Consider the following 19087-nt stretch of genomic DNA (forward strand, 5'->3'; position numbering starts at 1 on the left):
GGGTGTGGGCCGCCGGCCGGGCGCGGGCCGCGCCGTCGGCCGGCGGCGCCGGCGGCCGGGGTGTGTGCCCTCAGCCGGAGGTGCCGGCCACGGAGCCCGGCAGGACGTTCTCGACGTAGTCGGCGACCGCGGCCTCCAGCCCCACGTCCTGCTGCTTCTGCTCGGCGAGCAGCCAGCGGTGCTCCAGCACCTCGTGGTAGACCTGCGCCGGGTCGAGCTGGCCGCGCAGCGCCAGCGGCACCGCGCCCACGGTGGGCCGGAAGACCTCCCGCACCCAGCGGTGCGCCAGCACCTCGGGCCGGGCGCCGAGCGGGTCGCCGGGCGCGTAGTCGTCCTGGGTCGCCATCCAGCTCTCCAGGTCGTTCAGCAGCCGGCGGGCCTGGTTCTCCTCGGTGTCCATGCCGGTCAGCCGCAGCAACTGGCGCTGGTGGTGGCCGGCGTCGACGACCTTCGGCACGAACGAGACGGTGTCGCCGCCCGGCGAGTGCGTGATCTGCATCTCGGCGACGTCGAAGCCGAGGTCGTGCAGGCGGCGTATGCGGCGCTCGATGTAGTGCCGCTTGTCGGCCGGGTAGACCGACTGCCGGGTCAGCTCGTGCCACAGGTCTCCGTACCGCTCCGCGATGGCCGCGCCGAACGGGATCGGGTCGATCGACGGGTGCAGCGCCCCGGAGGCCTCCAGGTCCATCAGCTCGCCCGAGATGTTCATGCGGGCCAGCTCGATGTCGTACTCCCGCTGGCCGTTGCTCAGCCGCGGCTGGATCTGCCCGGTCTCGGCGTCCACCAGATACGCGGCGTACGCCCCGGCGTCCCGGCGGAAGAGGGTGTTGGAGAGCGAGCAGTCGCCCCAGGCGAAGCCCGCCAGGTGCAGCCGGACGAGGAGCACGGCCAGCGCGTCCATCAGCCGGTTCACGGTGCCCGGGCGCAGCGTCGTCTCGAACATCGCCCGGTACGGGCGCGAGCCCACCAGATGCCGGGTGACCAGCGCCGGCTCCAGCGGCTCGCCGTCGGCGCCGGTGCGGCCGGTGACGACCGCGAGCGCGTCCACGGCGGGGATGCCGAGCCGGTCGAGGTCTCGCAGCAGCTCGTACTCCCGGCGGGCGGCGCGCTCCGGCACCTCCTTGATCGCCACGACCTCCTCGCCGGCCTCGGCGAAGCGCACCACGTGCCGCGAGATGCCACGCGGCAGGTCGACCAGGCAGTCATCCGGCCAGGCGTCGAGCGGCAGCTCCCAGGGCAGGTCGAGCAGCGCGGCGGGATGCTCCGGGTTGGTGGCGCTGATCTGCAGCTCGGGGCGCACGGCGGTCCTCCTCGGTCGTTCGTCTTCCATCATGCGGTGCCGGCCGCGGCGGCGAGGAACTGGGTGGTGGCCAGCTCCGCGTAGAGCGGGTCGCCGGCGACCAGCTCGGCGTGCGTGCCCACGGCCCGCACCTCGCCGGCGTCCATCACCACGATCCGGTCGGCACTGGTGACGGTCGACAGCCGGTGGGCGACGACGAGCACCGTGGTGTCCCGCGACACCTCCGCGACGGTGTCGCGCAGCGCCGCCCCGTTGACCGCGTCCAACTGCGACGTGGCCTCGTCGAGCAGCAGCAGCCGGGGCCGGCGCAGCAGCGCGCGGGCGATCGCGACGCGCTGGCGCTCGCCGCCGGACAGCTTGGTGCCCCGGTGGCCGACGAGGGTGTCCAGGCCCTGCGGCAGCCGCGCCACCAGCTCCTCGAGCCGGGTGGTCTTCAGCACCTCCCGTACGTCGTCCTCACCGGCCGCGGCGTTGCCCAGCAGCAGGTTGTCCCCGAGCGAGCCGGAGAGCACGGGGGCGTCCTGCTCCACGTATCCGATCGCGGCGCGCAGCGCGGGTATCTCCCAGCGGGTCACGTCGTCGCCGTCGAGGAGTATCCGCCCGGCGGTCGGCTCGTAGAACCGCTCGATGAGCGAGAAGACGGTGGTCTTGCCCGCTCCCGACGGGCCGACGAACGCCGTCATGCCGCGCGGCGGTATCGCGAAGCTGACGCCGTGGTGCACATAGGGCAGGTCGTCCGCGTACCGGAAGCGGACGTCCTCGAAGGCCAGCGCCGCCGGCTCGGCGCCGGGCTCCGGCAGCGGCGCGGGCTCCGCGGCGGGCTCGGCCGGCAGGAGCTGCGCCTCGCGGATGCGCTCCAGCGCGGCAGCTCCTGTCTGGTATTGCGCGACCGCGCCCACCACCTGCTGGATCGGCGACATCAGATAGAAGACGTAGAGCAGGAAGGCGACCAGCGTGCCGACGTCGATCGCCCCGGTCGCCACCCGGGCGCCGCCCACTGCCAGCACGGTGATGAACGCGACCTGCATCGACAGGCCGGCCGTGTTCCCCGCCAGCGCCGACCACTTGGCGGCCCGCACGCTCTGCCGCCAGGACTCCTCCGCCGCCTCGTGCACCGCCCGCTCCTCGCGGTGCTCGGCGCCCGATGCCTTGATCGTGCGCAGCGCGCCGAGCACCCGCTCCAGCGCCGCACCCATCAGACCCACGGACTCCGCGGCCCGCTTGGCCGCCCGGTTGATGCGCGGCACGATGACGCCGATGACGGTGCCGGCCGCGAAGATCACGCCGGCGGTCACCGCGAGCAGCACGGGATCGACGACGCCCATCAGCACCAGCGTCGCCACGGCGGTCAGACCGCCGGTGCCGAGCCCGACGAGGGTGTCGGTGGTGACCTCGCGAAGCAGCGTGGAGTCGGACGTCACCCGGGCCATCAGGTCCCCGGGCTCCGTGCGGTCCACCGCCGCTATCCGCAGCCGCAGCAGATACGAGCTGAGCCGGCGCCGCGCCGTCAGCACCACCGACTCGGCGGTGCGCCGCAGCACGTACGAACCCAGCGCCCCCACCCCGGCGTTGGCGACAACCAGCACCGACATCACGATCAGCGCACCGGCGATCGACCGGTCGTGCGACAGGTCGTCGATCAGCGACCGCGCCACCAGCGGCAGCGCGAGGCCGGTGGCGCCCGTCGCCAGTGACAGCAGCGCTCCGGCGAACAGCGCCCAGCGGTGCGGCCGCGCGTACGCGAGCAGCATCCGCCACGGCGGCGTGCCTGCCTCGGGGGTTTCGTCCACGGCCAATTCGCACCTCCGGCGATCTCACGGGGATCCTACGGCGCCGGCCCGACAGCGCCGGAAGTTATCCACAGGGCCCCGGGAGCGGCCCCGGGCCCGGGGTGCGGCGGGCCCGACTCCGCGCTCCTGCCGGTCCTTCGGCGCCTCACCCCCCGGCGTAGATGTCCCGGTAGTGGCGCAGCGCCCGGCGGCGCAGCTCCCCGGCCGGCTCGCCCGCGAAGCGGTCAGGCGCCAGAGCCGCGAGCCCCGCGCCCGGCTCGCCGCCGTCCATCGCCTCCGCGAGCGCGGCAGCCGCGCCCGCGGCGTGCGTGACCCAGATCGCCGTCGCCGACCACAGCCCGGGCAGCCCCGTGAACGGGCCGAGCAGCGGCAGGTTGTCCGGGGTGACGGAGAAGACCCCGTTGAGACGGACGGCGGGCGTGAAGCGGTGCGCGGGCGGCAGCAGCGCGAGCGCGGCGGCCACGGGCCCGTCGAACGGCTCGCCCGGCCAGGGCTCCTCTGCGCGCACCCCGAGGTCCGCGGGCGCCACCGGCCGCAGGTCGTGGTCGTACGTGCCGATCCCGTCCCGGTCGCCGTGGTCGCGGGCGTAGGCGTGGTGCTCGGGCCAGCGTACGAACGGCCCGCGCGGATGCCGCGCCGGGCGCGGTCCGCCGTAGACGTACGGGTGGGATACCGGCGTCAGCGGCAGGGCCACGCCCGCCCGGGCGGCGAGCAGCGGGCCCCAGATCCCGGAGGCGAGCACCGTGTCGTCGGCCGGCACGAGCGTGCCGTCGGCGAGCCACACGCCGTGCACCCGCCCGGCGCGTATCTCCAGGCCCGTCGCCTCCGCGCCGTCGGCGAACTCCGCGCCCCGCGCCTCCGCCCGGCGCCGCTGCACCGCGGTCAGCAGCCCGGCGCGGGCGGTGCCGTCGCCGGGGAAGTGCAGCCCGGCGACGGCCGTGGCCGGGTCGACGAGCCGCGGCGCCAGCGCCGCGGCCTCCTCGGGCCCCACCAACCGGGCGGTCAGTCCCGCGGTCTCCGCCGCGGCGGAGCGCCCGCGTAGCGTCTCGTGCGCCGCGGGCGTGGTGGCGACCTCCAGGCAGCCGGTCTCCTCGAAGCCGGCGCCGCCCCGCGCACGGGCACCGCCGGTCGCGTCGTAGTCGTCCGTGAGCCCCCGGTAGATCCGCACCGTGGCGCGGGCCAGCTCGGTGAGGACGGGGGCCTCGCCGAGCACGCCGACGTAGCCGGGCGCGTGGCCCGTGGACCCGTACAGCCGGCCCGCGGGGGAGCGGTCGAGGACGGTGACCTGACAGCCGTCCCGCCCCGCCAGCTCCCGGGCCAGCGACGAGCCGACGATGCCGGCCCCGACGATCACGATGCGGCGAGTCATCCGGCGATCGGACCACGGGCCCCGCGCGGACGGCAACGCCGTCTCACGACCTGAGCACCATGGCCGCCCCCTTGTCACATCAGCCGCGCTTCGCTGGTCACGGTGGTGACAGGCGGAACGGAGGAAGGACCCGATGGACGAGCACGAGTTCCTGGCCCTGCGGTTCGAGGAGCATCGCGCGCATCTGCACGCGGTCGCCCACAGGGTTCTGGGCTCGGCCGAGCTGGCCGAGGAAGCCGTGCGGGAGGCGTGGTTGCGGGTGAGCCGTGCGGGCCCTGACGGGGTGGAGAGCCTCGGCGGCTGGCTGCGCACGGTCGTGGGAGAGGCCTCCCTGGACATCCTCCGGGCCCGGACGGCGCTGGGGAAGGACCCGCTGGACCCCATTGAATTTGAAAAGCCGTTAAATGGTGAAAAAGCGGCAATCGTGAACCCCGAGCCGACGGGAACGGACGCGCCGGTAGCGCACCGGGACGGGTTCCGCGGCGACTCCGTCGGGCTCGCGCTGCTCGCCGTGCTCGACTCGATGGCGCCCGCCGAGCGGCTGGCGTTCGTGATGCACGACCTGTTCGCGGTCCCGTACGAGGACATCGCGCCGATCCTCCGGCGCTCGCCCGCCGCGACCCGGCAACTGGCCCTCCGGGCCCGGCGGCGCGTGCAGGGCCCCGCGGCCGACCGCGCGGACGGCCCGCGCCGGGCCGGGGACGCGCCCGGCGCACGCTCTGCCGGTTCGTACGCCGCAAGCGCCGCTGCGGACAAGGGCGCGCCGGCGGACTGGGGCGTTACCGCGCGCTGGAGTGCGATCGCCGGCGCGTTCCTCACCGCTTCGCGCGGGGAGGACTTCCACGCGCTCGTCGCGCTCCTCGACCCCGACGTGGTGCTCCGCGCCGACGCCGCCGCCGTGGCCGCGGGTGCGGCGGAGGAGGTACGCGGCGCGGTGGCGGTCGCCGACGTCTTCACGGGGCGGCTCAGGGCCGCCCACCCGGCGCTGGTGGACGGCTCGCCGGGGCTGGTGTGGATGCAGCAGGGGCGGCCGCGGATCGCGTTCGCCCTCGCCGTCGCCAACGGCACGATCGTCGGCATCGACGTGATCGCCGACCCGGACCACCTCGGCCGGCTGGAGTTGCAGCCCCTCGACGGCTGACCCCCCCTCGCCCGGCCCGCCGTTCACGGGTGATCCGCCGCGAACACCCTCGCGCGCGGGCCCTCGCCGGCCACCGCCGGGGCGTCCCCAAGCGGGACCACCACGTTCACCACCGTGAGCTGCTGTCCGCAGTTGGGGCACGCGTGCGCCGTGCCGAGAGCCGGCTGCTCCTGGGCCCGAGGCGCCTGCGGCTCCGCTCCCGGCGCCGCGCCGTTGACTCCCGCGGCGGCCCGCCGGTGCTGGCCGCGCCACCACCGGGCCTTGCACCGCGGCCCGCAGAACCTCCTGTTGGGGCTGCTGCTCGTCCAGGTGAACGCCGCACGGCACTCGGCGCAGTACCGGGTCTGGGTGGCCATGGATCCTCCTCGTCCGGCGCGGCGGGGGCCGGCACCGTCGGCTCGGGGTTTGGTGACAAGTAGATCGGGGGGAGGGTTACTGCGCCGGAACGCCTGCTGTAACCGCGGTGCAACCCACGGTCCACCCGCAGCGGTGGTTGAGGTGAAAGCAGGCACAGGAGAGGAGCGCTGTCACCGCGCTGCAACCTGCCGCCACGGATGATGGGATCAGCACGGTTGATCGCGTGCGGTCCGGTCGGCGGACCGCGGCCCTGCGGAGCAGGCCGGCGGTGGTCCGGTCGGGTTGACGAGGAAGCGCGTCGCAGATCGGCAGGTGAGGTGCGCAGTATGTCCATGGGAGAGACGCGCGGAGCCGGCCCCGTGACGAACCCGGCGGTCCGCGCTTCGGGCCACCCGCCCGCGAGCCAGGCCCCGACGCCGACATCACCGGCCCCGTCGCGTCCCCCCAACCGCCTGTCGGTGAACGGCCGTTCCACCACGCGGCGTACGGCGCTGTCCCTGCCGCCCGGCCTGCCGCTGGCCGAATGGAGCCATCTGGGGCGGCAGATCTTCGTTATCGCGGATTCCTCGGCGTGGTGGCTCGGCGACTGGCTCATCTACGGCAGGAGCCACTACCCGGACCGCTACAAACGCGCCCTGGCCGAGACTTCTTTCGATTATCAGACTCTTCGCAACTACGCCTGGGTGGCGGGGAAATTCCATCCTTCGAGACGGCGGGACAAGCTCAGCTTCCAGCATCACGCGGAGGTCGCGGGGATGCCGGCCGGCGCGCAGGACGAGTGGCTGACCCGTGCGGAGCGGGGCCGGTGGACCCGTAGTGAACTGCGTAAGCAGATCCGGGCCAGCCGCCGTGCCACCGCGGAGGGCGCGGGCGCGTCGCTCGTCCAGATGAGCGTGGTGGCGGAGCGCCGGGTGCGGTGGCAGAAGGCCGCCGAGGCCGTCGGTCTGGGGCTGATGGAATGGATGGTCCTGATGCTGGACGAGGCGGCGGAAGAGCCCGCGGACGCCTCCGGATAACCGGCGGGCGGGCAACTCCCGTGAATGCGCGCGGTGTTGGCGGAGTCGAACCCGTGCGTACGGATGCCCATTTTGCGGAATGTTCCGTTCCGGTACTTTCTCGCCGCCCTCCCGCGCCTTGTCCCGCCGGCGGGACAAGGCGGCTCGATTCGTGCGACGTGTGACACTGCAAAGCCTTTCTGTGAATTCGTGACGCAGGTGCTCACTGAGGCGGCATTTATCCGGATTCCTGCCTTCCGCCCCGGGCGAGCTGTGATTTTGAAGAACGGCCATGCACGGCGCATGTCAAATGCCTGGTGTGGTGAACTGCGTTCGGTGAGGCGTGGGGTGTCTGATCGGTGACGGCGCTGTTAGAGTCGATGTCCGAACGGGGGAACATTCACTCGCTTCGTCCGGGAGCGAAGCGAGTAGCGGGGGAGAATCGAATGGCGTCGACAGTGGAGCTGGTGTCCGCGTCGGTCTGACGTCATTCCGATCACCCCCCACATCCCCTGTATCGAGAGGTCTGACCTCTCGGCCGCCGGTTCTGCCGGCGACCACATCAGTACGGCTGCGTCAAGGGATTGTTCGAGTTCCGGTAATCGCACGATTGGGTTCGGGCCATGGCCCCGCCCACCGGAAGTTGGATCGGGGAGGAATTGAAGTTGACGTCCGTGCAGGGGCATCTCGATCAGACGCCGGTCGAGGTCGAAGTCCGCAGTTTACGGAGAGCGGGCTCGCCTCGGACTTCGGGAGAAGATCGCGAGCATGTGAGAGTACTGGCGCAGGCACAGGCCGAACTACCGCCCATCGTCGTACACCGCGCGACCATGCGGGTCGTCGACGGGCTTCATCGACTGCGGGCCGCCGAGCTCCGCGGTCAGGACACCATCGCCGTCCGCTTCTTCGACGGGACCGAGGCGGACGCCTTCGTCCTCGCCGTGGAGTCGAACATCGCCCACGGGCTGCCGCTGACCATGGCGGACCGGAAGCGGGCCACGAGCAGGATCATCCTGTCGCATCCGCAGTGGTCGGACCGGATGATCGCGTCCGTGACGGGCATCGCCCCGGCGACCGTCGCGGCCATCCGCCGGCGGGAGTCGGCGGACACCGCCGCCACCGGCCACCGGGTCGGCCAGGACGGCCGCGTACGGCCCCTCAACGGCAGCGAGGGGCGCAGGATCGCGAGCCGGATGATCAGCGAGAATCCGAGCCTGTCGCTGCGGCAGGTCGCCCGGGCCGCGGGGATCTCCCCGGAAACGGTCAGGGACGTCAGAAACCGCATGCGCAGGGGGGAGGGTCCGCTGCCGGTGCCGCGGCAGCGCAGTACGGCGCGTATCGAGAGCAGACCGAAGGTGGTGGCGGTATCCGCGGGCGTGGCGACGACGGCCGCGGCGGTCCGGATAACGGTCGACGACCGCGGCTCGGCGGTCAACCGGCTGAAGGCCGACCCGGCGCTGCGGCTGAGCGAAACCGGCCGGACGCTCCTTCGGCTGCTCAACATTCACACACTCAGCGGTGACGAGTGGGAGGAGATCATCGGCAACGTACCCGCGCACTGCCGCGGCGTCGTCGCCCAACTGGCGCGTGAATGCGCCGGCATCTGGAAGGACATCGCGATGCGGATGGAACGCGAGAGCGCCCGGCCGCTGTGATCGCGGCGTATTCCGAACGCCGTGGAGCCGCCGTCGCGAAGCGCGACGGGTGAGACAGCAGGAAAGCAGGTGAACTCCGCCGGAAAGCGGCGGCCGTCCCTGCGCGGCGTGCGTGTCTTCGTCTGGTGCTGGGATGAAGACATGCACGTCCTGCTGTCCCCTCGGCGAAATTCCACGCGTGTCCAACCACCCGAAACAAGCTGTTGGACGGCCCGGGTCCACCGCCTTGCCGGCGGACCGGGCCGCAGTCTTGCGCGCGGGTGCCGTATGCCTAGGGCGCACCCCGGGAGCGTCCGCTCATCGCACCGCGTACGGTGCGCAGTTCGCGGGCGTCCGCGACATCCGTGCAGCCGGAGAGCCCGAGCGCGTCGCGCAGCTCGTCGCCCAGCAGTTCCAGCACACGCCGCGCACCCGCCTCACCGGTCACGGCCAGCCCCCAGATCACCGGCCGCCCCACCAGGACCGCGGAGGCGCCGAGCGCGAGCGCCCGTAAGACATCCGTCCCGCCGCGGACGCCGCTGTCCATCAGCACCTCGCAGCCGCTCCCCACCGCCGCGGCGACCTCCGGGAGAGCGTCGATGCTGGGCACCGCGCCGTCGAGCTGCCGCCCCCCGTGGTTGGAGACCACGATCGCGTCCACCCCCGAATCCGCCGCGCGGCGCGCGTCCCGGGCGTCGAGCACGCCCTTGAGGATCAACGGCAGCCGGGTGTGCGCCCGCAGCGCCGCCACGGACTCCCACGTGACCGCCGGCGAGAACGCCTCGGCCGTGTGCGCCGCGATCGCGGAGGCGCCGCCGCGGCGCCGGTGTGCCGTGGAGTCCGCGGCGGCGAAGTGGGCCGCGCGCACGCCGCGGGGGAGCGCGAACCCGTTGCGTACGTCCCGCAGCCGGCGGCCCATCCACGGCACGTCGACCGTGAGCATGACCGCCGTACAGCCGGCGTCCTCCGCCCTGCGCACCAGATCGAGGGTCCGCGCCGTGTCCCGCAGCCAGTAGAGCTGGAACCAGACCGTGCCGCCGACGTCCGTGATCTCCTCGATCGGCACGTTGCTCAGCGTGCTCACCGTGAAGGGCACCCCCGCCGCCTTCGCCGCCCGCGCCGCCGCCGTCTCCCCTTCGGCGCACACCAGCCGGTGGTACGCCACCGGCGCCACCGCCACCGGCATGGCCACCGCGCGCCCCAGCAGCGTCGTCTCAGTGGTGCAGCCAGAGACGTCGCGCAGCGCGCGCGGCACGACGCACACCCGGTCCAGCGCCGCCCGGTTGGCAGCCAGCGTCGTCTCCGCGCCGCTGCCCCCCGCCACGAAGTCCCGTACCCCGGGCGGCAGGACAGCGGCGGCGGCCCGCTCGACGTCCGCGAGCGTGTGGACCGCGCGGCCCGGGGAGTCAGCGCCGGGACGGCCCACGCTGGCCGGTCCTCTCCAGCTCCACGGCCTCGTACAGCGCCTTGATGTTCGCGCTGCCGAAGGTCTGCGCGCCCTGCCTCTCGATCACCTCGAAGAACAGGGTGTGCCGTGGGTGGGTCGAGGCGGTGAAGATCTGGAACATCTGCCCGTCGTGGTCCTCGTCGGCCAGCACGTTCGTCGCCCGCAGGTCCGCCAGCCGCGCCTGGCTCAGCGACGGGATGCGCGAGCCGAGCATGTCGTAGTACGAGCCGGGGGTGGTGAGGAACGCGACCCCGCGCCGCGCCAGGGTGCGCACCGAACGCACGGCGTCCGCCGAGGAGAAGGCGAGGTGCTGGACGCCGGAGCCCTGGTGGCCCTTGAGGAACTCGTCGATCTGGCCCGGGTCCGCGGTCGGGTCCGGCTGGATGAGCGTGAGCGTCACTGCGCCCGACCGGCTCTGCACGACCTTCGACTCCATCGCCTGCGAGCCGACGACGATGCGCTCCTCGAACACGAAGTCGAAGCCGAGCGCCTGCCGGTAGAAGTCGACGGTGGGGTCGAGGCTGCCGGTGTCCAGGCAGACCGCGACGTGGTCGATCTCGTCCAGCCCCACCGGGTCCGCGCGACCGTCGTCCTCCCGCAGCGCCGCCGTGAACCCCACGGGCAGCCCCGCGCCCGCCCGGGGAGCGCGCTGCACGAGCGTGTGCACCACGTCCCCGAACCCGCCTATCGCGGCCGTCACCGCCGGCCCGTCGCCGTCGTGCGTGGTGGGCTCACGCACCAATCTGGCGCCGCCGGCCGCAGCCGCGGCGAACGCGGCCCGTACGTCGGCGGTGCGCAGCGCGATGTCGGCCACGCCGTCGCCGTGCGCCTGGACGTAGGCCGACGCGGGGTGCTGGTCGGACGTGGCTTGGGTGAGCACGAGGGTGATGCGGCCGTGGCGCAGCGCGATGCTCCGGTGCTCCGGGGAGCCGCCGGTGCCGACGACCGAGAAGGCGTACTTGTCGACCCAGTCGAAAGCTGCGGCCTCCAGGCTTCCGACGTACATCTCCACGTAGTCGATGGCCACGTCGCCGAACGGAACTCCGGCCTCGCTGAAATCATGCATGACTGTCCCCTGGTCACGAAGTGGCATGCGTTTCCCGGACTGTAGGCGACCGGTCGTGAATCTGGCTACGACTGTCTTTTTCCGGACTCCCCTCTTGTCGGTCGGCGGCCCCCGGTGCATAAGCTGTTGCGCCGTTTCCGCTATTCGGTCCACGGCTTTCGGGCGGGATCTTCCGAGCGCAATCCTTCGATCAGGTTCTTTCGGACAGGGGATGTCTGGTGATTCGCTCCATAGCCGTCGTGGGCACCGGCCTGATCGGCACCTCCGTGGCCCTGGCCGCCAGCCGCCAGGGGGTGACCGTGTACCTCTCCGACAGCGACGCCACGGCCGCCCGCACCGCCGCGGCCCTCGGCGCAGGACTCGCCGAGGAACCGCCGGGGCCGGTCGACCTGGCCGTGATCGCGGTCCCGCCCAGCAAGGTGGGCGCGGTGCTGGTCGACGTGCAGCGGAGCGGTCTCGCGGGCGCGTACACGGACGTGGGCAGCGTGAAGACCGTGCCGGAACGGGCCGCGCTGAACGCCGCGCCCCAGCCCGCGCGTTACGTCGGCGGGCACCCCCTGGCCGGCCGCGAGCGCTCCGGGCCGCTGGCGGCCCGAGGCACCCTCTTCGAGGGCCGCCCCTGGGTGCTCACGCCGTCGCGGCTCACCTCCCCTGCCACCCTGGAGCGGGGCCGCCGGCTGGCCGAGCTGTGCGGCGCCGTCCCGCTGGTGATGGCCAGCCGCGCCCACGACGACGCCGTCGCCCTGACTTCCCACGTTCCCCATCTGCTGGCCAGCCTGATGGCCGCCCGGCTGCGGGACGACCCCGCCGGGGTCGCCCGGCTGGCCGGCCAGGGGCTGCGCGACGTCACGCGGATCGCGGGCGGCGACTCCCGGCTGTGGGCGGACATCATCGAGACCAACGCGGCGGCCCTCGCCGGGGTCGTACGGAACGTGCACGCCGACCTCGGCCGGCTGGTGCCGGCGCTCGACGCGCTCGCCGGGCACGGCACCGGGGACCGCGAGGAGGGCCTGCGGACCGTCGTCGACCTGCTCGACCGCGGCATCGCCGGCCTCGGCGCGATCCCCGGCGCCCGCTCCGAACCCCCCGGGCACACCCCCGCGCTGCGCGTGGCCGTCCCGGGCCGCCCGGGGGAGTTGGGGCGTTTCCTCGGAGCCGTCGCGGGCCTCGGCGTGGATACCGAGAGCGCGTCGGTGGGCGCCGCCGCGGGCGGCGGATTCACGGTACGGTGCCGCGTGCACCCGTCCGACGTCTGCCGAATCGCGGCGAAACTCAAGGCCGACGGGTGGGACGCGGAGACCGACGGCGGAGATGCCGAACTCGCACCCGCTCCCCGGTGACCCACGCCGCTTTTCACGTACGCGTACGCCACCGTCCAACCGCGGGAATTGTCCAAGTGCGCTCACGCGTGTCCAAGTGTGCAGATTGCTCTCTTGGACGGCGTTGTCGAAATACCCGGGGGCGTGCTTTTCTAAGCGCCGGAAGACGACTTCATCAATTGCCTTCGCGTGGGGGGAATTCCATGGCTGCTCCGGGTCCCGAAGCACTCGTCGCCGGCGCCGTGCCGAACGCCCCGGCGCCCGGCGCCACCGCGCCCTCGGCGCCCGCTCCGTCCGTGCGCCCGCTGCGCAAGGCCGAGCTGCACGGCAGCGTGTCCGACCCCCTGCTGGACACGATGAACTTCCTCAACGAGATCACGCTCCGCTACCCCGACGCGATCTCCTTCGCCCCCGGCCGGCCGTACGACGGGTTCTTCGACACCGAGCAGGTCTTCACGCACATGCGGACCTACCTCGACCACCTGGCCGCCCACGGCGGCACCCCGGAGGACATCCGCACCGCCCTCTACCAGTACGGCCCCACCGCCGGTCAGATCCGCGAGATCATCGCCGAGTCGCTCCGCGCCGACGAGGGCATCGACGTGCCGGCCGAGTCCGTCGTCGTGACCGTCGGCGCCCAGGAGGCCATGCTGCTGGTGCTGCGCGCGCTCATCAGCGGTCCCGACGACGTACTGATGGTCGCCAGCCCGTGCTACGTCGGCATCACCGGGGCGGCCCGGCTGCTCGACATCGCCGTGCACCCCGTGGAGGAGCGCGAAGACGGCTTCCACGCCGCCGATCTCGAAGCCGCGGTGCTGGCGGAGAAGGCGCGCGGCCGCCGCCCCCGCGCCTTCTACCTGGTCCCCGACCACTCCAACCCCTCCGGAGCCACGCTCACGCCGCAGGCCCGCACGGACCTCCTCGGCCTGGCCGCCCGCCACGACCTGCTCATCCTGGAGGACAGCCCGTACCGGCTGGTGAGCCCAGGACCGCCGCCGCCCACCCTGAAGTCGCTCGACCGCACCCGGTGCGTCGTCCACCTCGGCTCGTACTCCAAGACCGTCTTCCCGGGCGCCCGCGTCGGCTTCGCCGTCGCCGACCAGACCGTCGCCGACGACTCCGGGGCCACCAGCCTGCTCGCCGACGAACTCGCCAAGATCAAGAGCATGGTGACGGTCAACACCCCGTCCCTGAGCCAGGCGGCGGTCGCCGGCGCGCTGCTGGCCGCGCAGGGACTCGTCTCCGAGCTGAACTCCCGCGCGGCGGCGTACTACGGAGACGCCATGCGGGCCATGCTCCGGGCCCTGGACGAGCGGCTGCCCGCCGACCGCAGGAGCGCGCTGGAGGTGCGGTGGAACCGGCCCGCGGGCGGCTTCTTCCTCACCGTGCAGGTGCCGTTCCCCGCCGACAATGCGGCGCTCACCCGCTCCGCGCAGGACTTCGGCGTCATCTGGACGCCGATGAGCCACTTCTACCCCGGCGCCGGCGGCGGCCACCGCGCCCTCCGGCTCTCCACCAGCTATCTCACCACCGAGGAGATCGACGAGGGCACCGCGCGCCTCGCCCGCTTCATCGAAGCCGCGACAAGGGCCGCGTGACACCCACCGGTCCCGCCCGATCTCCCTCCTCCATCCGTCCGAATCGAGCGGGAAAGGACCGCACGTGAACGGCATCAGCGGAGCACAACGACCGCGTAGCAAGAAGCGCATGTGGGGGTGGACCTTCCGATGATCACCGGCGTGGAGAGTGCGGAGCTCCTGGATCCGCGGTCCGCGACAGCACAGGTGCCCGGCCCGTACCGGCCCCGCATCCTCGGGGTGGGCACGGCCGCCACCCCCACGACGTACACCCAGCAGGAGGTGCTCGACGCCTTCGGCATCACCGACCCCAGAATCAGCTCCGTCTTCCTCAACAGCGCGATAGAACGGCGCCATCTGACGCTGCCCGCCCCCGACGAGCACGGAGTCCGGCACTCCGAGCCGCAGGGCGACCTGCTCGACAAGCACAAGGCCACCGCGATCGAAATGGGCGCGGAAGCCCTCCGCGCCTGCCTGAAGAACGCCGGCTACGAGCTGTCGGACCTGCGTCACCTGTGCTGCGTGACCTCCACCGGCTTCCTCACCCCCGGGCTCAGCGCGCTGCTGATCCGCGAGTTGGGCATCGACCGCCACTGCAGCCGCTCCGACATCGTCGGCATGGGCTGCAACGCGGGGCTGAACGCGCTGAACGTCGTCAGCGGCTGGTCCGCCGCCCACCCGGGCGAACTCGCCGTCGTCCTCTGTGCCGAAGCCTGCTCCGCGGCGTACGCGTTCGACGAGACCATGCGCACCGCCGTCGTCAACAGCCTCTTCGGCGACGGCGCCGCCGCCGTCGCGCTCATCTCCGGCGCGTCCGCCACCGGACCCGACGGCGACCGTGGCCCGGACGTGCTGAAGTTCGCCAGTCGCCTCATCCCCGAGGCGCTGGAGGCGATGCGCTACGACTGGGACCGCGACCAGGACCGGTTCAGCTTCTTCCTCGACCCGCTGATCCCGTACGTCGTCGGCGCCCATGCCGAACTCGTCGTCGACCGGCTGCTGGAGGACACCGGCCTGCGCCGCAGCGACATCCGGCACTGGCTGGTCCACTCCGGCGGCAAGAAGGTGATCGACGCCGTCGTCGTCAACCTCGGGCTCACCCGCCACGACGTCCGCCACACGGTCGGCGTCCTGCGCGACTACGGCAACGTGTCGAGCGGCTCGTTCCTGTTCTCGTACGAGCGGCTGCTCGACGAGGACGTCACCCACCCCGGAGACCACGGTGTGCTCATGACCATGGGCCCGGGCTCCACGATCGAAACGGCCCTGGTCCGATGGTGAGAGCGGAGGATGCGATGAGCGACACGCTCACGCTGAGAATCGACGGGGCCGAGCGGCCGACGGCCGCGGCCGTCAGGGCATTAGGCGCCGTCTGCGACGAGGCGGAGGACGGCGACGGCACGGGCATCGTCACGGTGTACGTGACCGGCGCCCCCGGGCCGGGCTGGACCCGGGGGCTCGACGTCCAACTGGTCAGCAAGTGGGAGCGGGCGCTGCGCCGGCTCGAACGGCTGCCGGCGGCCACGGTCGCGGTCGCCCGCGGCGACTGCGGCGGCACGGCGCTCGACGTCTTCCTCGCCGCCGACATCCGCGTCGCCACCCCCGGCACCCGGCTGCTCGTCGCCCGGGACGGGGAGGCCACCTGGCCCGGCATGGCGAGCTACCGGCTCGTCCAACTGGCCGGCGCCGCCGGCATCCGCCGGGCCGTGCTCTTCGGCGTGCCCATCGACGCTCCGGTGGCACAGGCGCTGGGCCTCGTCGACGACCTCGCCGCGGACCCCGCGAGCTGCGTCGCCGCGGCCGCCGGGATGGTCGGCGGGCTGTCCGGCAAGGAAGTCGCCATCCGCCGGCAGTTGCTCTTCGACGCCACCACGACCAGCTTCGAAGACGCACTCGGCCGGCACCTCGCCGCCTGCGACCGGTCGCTGCGGGCGGACGCCGCCCGGGTGGTCTCGTGACCGCGGACGTGCGGGCGGCAACCGTCCGGGACGGCTGGGCGGACGTCGGCGCGGCGCTCGCCCGCGCCGAGGAGACGGTCGCGGCGCTGCCGCCGCCCGACGCCCGTACGGCCGCCCAGCGGACCCGGGCCGCCGGTGTTCAAGACGAGGCCCGCGCGCTGCGCACCGCCTTCCTCGACACCCATGTGGACGCCGTCTACGACCGGCTCACCGACGGCCGCACCACACCCCTGCGGCTCGCCGACCTGGTCTCCGCCGCCGCCGTCGCGTACCCCGGGCTCGTACCCACCGCCGGGCAACTGGCCGCCGAGCGCACAAGGCTCCAGGCGGACAAAGAAGGCCACGAGATCGACCAGGGCATCTTCCTGCGGGCCGTGCTCGCCTCCCCTGTCGCCGGCGCCAACCTCCTCGACGCCATGCTGCGCCCCACGCCCCGCGCGCTGGAACTGCTGCCGAGGTTCACCGAGACCGGCCTGGTCGACACCCGCTCCGTCCGGCTCGAACGGCGCGACGGCGCGGCGTATCTGACGATGCACCGTGACGACTGCCTCAACGCCGAGGACGAGCAGCAGGTCGACGACATGGAGACCGCCGTCGACCTCGCGCTGCTCGACCCCGGCGTCCGGGTGGCCGTGCTGCGCGGCGGCGAGATGACCCATCCTCGCTACCGCGGCAAGCGCGTCTTCAGCGCCGGCATCAACCTCAAGAGCCTGCACGCCGGCGACATCTCCCTGGTGGGCTTCCTGCTCCGCCGCGAGCTGGGCTACATCCACAAGATCGTCCGCGGGGTCCGCGGCGTCGGCGGCGCGCCCTGGCACTCCCGCACCGTGGAGAAACCCTGGATCGCGGCGGTCGACACCTTCGCCATCGGCGGCGGCATGCAACTGCTCCTCGTCTGCGACCACGTGCTCGCCGCCTCGGATGCGTACGTGTCCCTGCCCGCCGCCCGCGAGGGCATCGTGCCGGGCGCCGGGAACCTCCGGCTCGGCCGGCACACCGGCCCGCGGATCTCCCGGCAGGTCATCCTGCAGGACCGCCGGCTGCCCGCGACCGACCCCGATGCGCGGCTGGTCCTGGACGAGGTGGTGGAGCCGGCCGGGATGGACGACGCGATCTCCGCTGCCGTCGACCGGCTCGGCGGCCCCGCCGTCGTACCCAACCGCCACATGCTCAACGTCGCCGAGGAGCCGGCGGACGAGTTCCGGCGCTACATGGCCGAGTTCGCGCTGCAGCAGGCCCTGCGAATCCACGGCGCGGACGTCGTCGGCAAGGTCGGCAGGTTCACGCAGCGGTCGGCATGACCACCGTCCGCGGCAGCCGGGCGCCCGGCTGCCGCGGACGCACCCGCCGCCGTAGCACCACGGCCGCAGCAGGAACCTCAGGCCCCCCGCAGACCGCCCACAGGAAAGGAGCGAGCCGGATGCCCACCGCCAGGATCAACGGGATCACCCTCGGCTTCGACGACCACGGCGCGGGGGAACCGGTCGTCATGGTCACCGGCACCGGCGCCCCCGGACGGATCTGGCGCACCCACCAGGTGCCCGCCCTCACCGCCGCCGGCCACCGGGTGATCACCCTCGACAACCGCGGCATGCCCCCGAGCGACCCGTGCCCCGAAGGCTTCACCCTTGCCGACATGGCCGCCGACACCGCCGGGCTCATCGAATACCTGGACCTCGCCCCGTGCCGCGTCGTCGGCTTCTCCCTCGGCGCGAGCATCGTCCAGGAACTCCTCCTCGCCCACCCAGAACTGGTCCGGCAGGCCGTCCTCATGGCGCCCACCGGGCGCGCCGACGGCCTGGTCTCGGCCATGACCGCCGCCGAGCTCGACCTCTGCGACAGCGGCGTGAAGCTCCCCCCGCGCTACGCCGCGTACGTCAACGCCCTCCAGAACCTCTCCCCGCAGACGTGGAACAACGAGGCGACCCTGCGGGACTGGCTCGACGTCTTCGAGATGACGGCCGTCGACATGTCGGCGTTCCGCGGACAACTGGAGCTGCAGACGACGGCCGGCCGACTCGGTGCGTACCCGCGCATATCCCGCCCGTGCCTGGTCATCGGCTTCGGCGACGACCTCGTCATCCGCCCGCACCTGTCGCGCGAGGTCGCCGCCGCCATCCCCGATGCCGCCTATGTCGAGATCCCCGGCTGCGGCCACTACGGCTATCTGGAGCGGCCGGACGCCGTCAACGCGGCGGTCCTCGACTTCTTCGCCGCCGTCTGAGCCCGCCTGCCGCGCCCGCCACCAGCAGGAAGGCACCGGCCGGAACCCGTCCGCTGAAACCCCGGCCTTACACGCGGCCGCGCTAATCTGAAGGCGGTTCCAACCGAGCACGGGGACACGACGAAGTGAAGCGCTGTGACCGCAGTGTGACGCAAGGTGGGGGATCGTCAGCCGTGATGGCCGTTCTCGAACGCCCATCCGCCGCATCCTCGCCATGCGCCCGCGAGACCTCCGGCAGGTGCCGCTGATGAGGGTTCTGGTAGTCGAAGACCACGTTGAGCTGGCCGACTCGGTGGCACGGGTGCTGCGCCGGGAGGGTATGGCCGTCGATGTCGTGTATGACGGATCCGACGCGCTGGAGCGCACGATGACCGTCGACTACGACGTCGTCGTCCTCGACCGCGACCTCCCCGGCGTCCACGGCGACGAGGTGTGCAAGGAGCTGGTCTCCCAGCCCCACCACGCGCGGGTGCTGATGCTCACCGCCTCCGGGACGATCATCGACCGCGTCGAGGGACTGAACCTCGGCGCCGACGACTATCTGCCCAAGCCCTTCGCCTACGCCGAGCTGGTCGCCCGGCTGCGGGCACTCGCCCGCCGCGCCCAGCCCGCCGTACCCCCGGTGCTGGAGCACGGCGACCTCCGGCTCGACCCCGCCCAGCGCTTCGCCACCCGAGGCGGCGAACGCCTGACGCTCACCCCGAAGGAACTCGCCGTCCTGGAGTGCCTGCTCTCCGCCCAGGGCCGGGTGGTCTCGGCGGAGGAACTCCTCGAACGCGTTTGGGACGAGGCGGCCGACCCGTTCACCACCACGGTGAAGACCACGATCAACCGCCTGCGCTCCAAGCTCGGTCTGCCCCCGGTGATCGAGACGGTGCCGCGGAGCGGCTACCGGATTTGAGGTACGCCC

At 72.9% G+C, this 19087-nt stretch carries 16 protein-coding genes; 10 read left to right on the forward strand and 6 right to left on the reverse strand.

Features of this window, described 5'->3' with window-relative positions; genetic code table 11:
- Nucleotides 1-70: 70 nt before the first annotated feature.
- The 3 genes from OG946_RS33960 to OG946_RS33970 all read right to left on the reverse strand — a co-directional run bounded on the left by OG946_RS33960 (nucleotide 71) and on the right by OG946_RS33970 (nucleotide 4459).
- Nucleotides 71-1330 (reverse strand): DUF4032 domain-containing protein, encoded by a 1260-nt coding sequence (locus OG946_RS33960; RefSeq protein ID WP_442814564.1) that lies wholly within the window; start codon nucleotides 1328-1330, stop codon nucleotides 71-73.
- Nucleotides 1330-3051, reverse strand: coding sequence for an ABC transporter ATP-binding protein (locus OG946_RS33965; RefSeq protein WP_442814659.1), 1722 nt, complete (start codon nucleotides 3049-3051; stop codon nucleotides 1330-1332). The genes OG946_RS33960 and OG946_RS33965 overlap by 1 nt, the downstream gene beginning before the upstream one ends.
- A 184-nt stretch (nucleotides 3052-3235) precedes the next feature.
- Entirely contained in the window at nucleotides 3236-4459 is a 1224-nt protein-coding gene (locus tag OG946_RS33970) for an NAD(P)/FAD-dependent oxidoreductase (RefSeq protein ID WP_326799774.1), read from the reverse strand.
- A gap of 133 nt (nucleotides 4460-4592) precedes the next feature.
- Between OG946_RS33970 and OG946_RS33975 the strand changes: the two genes are divergently transcribed.
- On the forward strand, nucleotides 4593-5600 hold the full coding sequence (locus tag OG946_RS33975; protein ID WP_326799775.1) for a sigma factor: 1008 nt from the start codon (nucleotides 4593-4595) through the stop codon (nucleotides 5598-5600).
- A gap of 23 nt (nucleotides 5601-5623) precedes the next feature.
- On the opposite strand, the gene OG946_RS33980 is transcribed toward OG946_RS33975, so the two are convergent.
- Nucleotides 5624-5956: a hypothetical protein gene (locus OG946_RS33980; protein WP_326799776.1), complete on the reverse strand. Its 333-nt coding sequence runs from the start codon at nucleotides 5954-5956 to the stop codon at nucleotides 5624-5626.
- Nucleotides 5957-6415: 459 nt separating this feature from the next.
- Between OG946_RS33980 and OG946_RS33985 the strand changes: the two genes are divergently transcribed.
- Together OG946_RS33985 and OG946_RS33990 are read left to right on the forward strand one after the other, a co-directional pair.
- Nucleotides 6416-6973 (forward strand): LmbU family transcriptional regulator, encoded by a 558-nt coding sequence (locus OG946_RS33985; protein ID WP_326799777.1) that lies wholly within the window; start codon nucleotides 6416-6418, stop codon nucleotides 6971-6973.
- A gap of 749 nt (nucleotides 6974-7722) precedes the next feature.
- Nucleotides 7723-8607 carry a ParB/RepB/Spo0J family partition protein gene (locus OG946_RS33990; protein ID WP_326799778.1) on the forward strand — a complete coding sequence of 295 codons (885 nt, stop codon included), beginning with the start codon at nucleotides 7723-7725 and terminating at the stop codon, nucleotides 8605-8607.
- A 271-nt stretch (nucleotides 8608-8878) separates the two neighbouring features.
- Here OG946_RS33990 and OG946_RS33995 read toward each other — a convergent pair whose 3' ends face one another.
- Nucleotides 8879-10012 (reverse strand): alpha-hydroxy acid oxidase, encoded by a 1134-nt coding sequence (locus OG946_RS33995; RefSeq protein WP_326799779.1) that lies wholly within the window; start codon nucleotides 10010-10012, stop codon nucleotides 8879-8881.
- A complete protein-coding gene (gene hppD, locus OG946_RS34000; protein WP_326799780.1) occupies nucleotides 9993-11099 on the reverse strand; it encodes a 4-hydroxyphenylpyruvate dioxygenase in 1107 nt (368 codons plus the stop codon). Before hppD ends, OG946_RS33995 begins: the two co-directional genes overlap by 20 nt.
- Nucleotides 11100-11317: 218 nt before the next feature.
- Between hppD and OG946_RS34005 the strand changes: the two genes are divergently transcribed.
- The 7 genes from OG946_RS34005 to OG946_RS34035 all read left to right on the forward strand — a co-directional run bounded on the left by OG946_RS34005 (nucleotide 11318) and on the right by OG946_RS34035 (nucleotide 19078).
- Nucleotides 11318-12439: a prephenate dehydrogenase gene (locus OG946_RS34005; protein ID WP_326799781.1), complete on the forward strand. Its 1122-nt coding sequence runs from the start codon at nucleotides 11318-11320 to the stop codon at nucleotides 12437-12439.
- Between the two features lie 182 nt (nucleotides 12440-12621).
- Nucleotides 12622-14016, forward strand: a complete 1395-nt coding sequence (locus tag OG946_RS34010) for an aminotransferase-like domain-containing protein (RefSeq protein ID WP_326799782.1) — start codon at nucleotides 12622-12624, stop codon at nucleotides 14014-14016.
- Between the two features lie 129 nt (nucleotides 14017-14145).
- On the forward strand, nucleotides 14146-15276 hold the full coding sequence (gene dpgA, locus OG946_RS34015) for a 3,5-dihydroxyphenylacetyl-CoA synthase DpgA (protein WP_326800451.1): 1131 nt from the start codon (nucleotides 14146-14148) through the stop codon (nucleotides 15274-15276).
- Between the two features lie 14 nt (nucleotides 15277-15290).
- On the forward strand, nucleotides 15291-15953 hold the full coding sequence (dpgB, locus tag OG946_RS34020; protein WP_326799783.1) for an enoyl-CoA-hydratase DpgB: 663 nt from the start codon (nucleotides 15291-15293) through the stop codon (nucleotides 15951-15953).
- Nucleotides 15950-17254: a (3,5-dihydroxyphenyl)acetyl-CoA 1,2-dioxygenase DpgC gene (dpgC, locus tag OG946_RS34025; protein ID WP_326799784.1), complete on the forward strand. Its 1305-nt coding sequence runs from the start codon at nucleotides 15950-15952 to the stop codon at nucleotides 17252-17254. The genes dpgB and dpgC overlap by 4 nt, the downstream gene beginning before the upstream one ends.
- Before the next feature lie 119 nt (nucleotides 17255-17373).
- Nucleotides 17374-18177, forward strand: coding sequence for an alpha/beta fold hydrolase (locus tag OG946_RS34030; RefSeq protein ID WP_326799785.1), 804 nt, complete (start codon nucleotides 17374-17376; stop codon nucleotides 18175-18177).
- Between the two features lie 247 nt (nucleotides 18178-18424).
- Nucleotides 18425-19078 carry a response regulator transcription factor gene (locus OG946_RS34035; protein ID WP_326799786.1) on the forward strand — a complete coding sequence of 218 codons (654 nt, stop codon included), beginning with the start codon at nucleotides 18425-18427 and terminating at the stop codon, nucleotides 19076-19078.
- Nucleotides 19079-19087 lie beyond the last annotated feature (9 nt).

Origin of the sequence: Streptomyces sp. NBC_01808, from assembly GCF_035917395.1 — a bacterium.
Taxonomy (GTDB): Bacteria; Actinomycetota; Actinomycetes; order Streptomycetales; family Streptomycetaceae; genus Streptomyces.

Coding starts and splice junctions, on each gene's coding strand:
- OG946_RS33960 (WP_442814564.1), bottom strand. CDS start 1,330: ATGGAAGACGAACGACCGAGGAGGACCGCCGTGCGCCCCGAGCTGCAG.
- OG946_RS33965 (WP_442814659.1), bottom strand. CDS start 3,051: ATGCTGCTCGCGTACGCGCGGCCGCACCGCTGGGCGCTGTTCGCCGGA.
- OG946_RS33970 (WP_326799774.1), bottom strand. CDS start 4,459: ATGACTCGCCGCATCGTGATCGTCGGGGCCGGCATCGTCGGCTCGTCG.
- OG946_RS33975 (WP_326799775.1), top strand. CDS start 4,593: ATGGACGAGCACGAGTTCCTGGCCCTGCGGTTCGAGGAGCATCGCGCG.
- OG946_RS33980 (WP_326799776.1), bottom strand. CDS start 5,956: ATGGCCACCCAGACCCGGTACTGCGCCGAGTGCCGTGCGGCGTTCACC.
- hppD (WP_326799780.1), bottom strand. CDS start 11,099: ATGCATGATTTCAGCGAGGCCGGAGTTCCGTTCGGCGACGTGGCCATC.
- OG946_RS34010 (WP_326799782.1), top strand. CDS start 12,622: ATGGCTGCTCCGGGTCCCGAAGCACTCGTCGCCGGCGCCGTGCCGAAC.
- dpgA (WP_326800451.1), top strand. CDS start 14,146: ATGATCACCGGCGTGGAGAGTGCGGAGCTCCTGGATCCGCGGTCCGCG.
- dpgB (WP_326799783.1), top strand. CDS start 15,291: ATGAGCGACACGCTCACGCTGAGAATCGACGGGGCCGAGCGGCCGACG.
- OG946_RS34030 (WP_326799785.1), top strand. CDS start 17,374: ATGCCCACCGCCAGGATCAACGGGATCACCCTCGGCTTCGACGACCAC.
- OG946_RS34035 (WP_326799786.1), top strand. CDS start 18,425: ATGAGGGTTCTGGTAGTCGAAGACCACGTTGAGCTGGCCGACTCGGTG.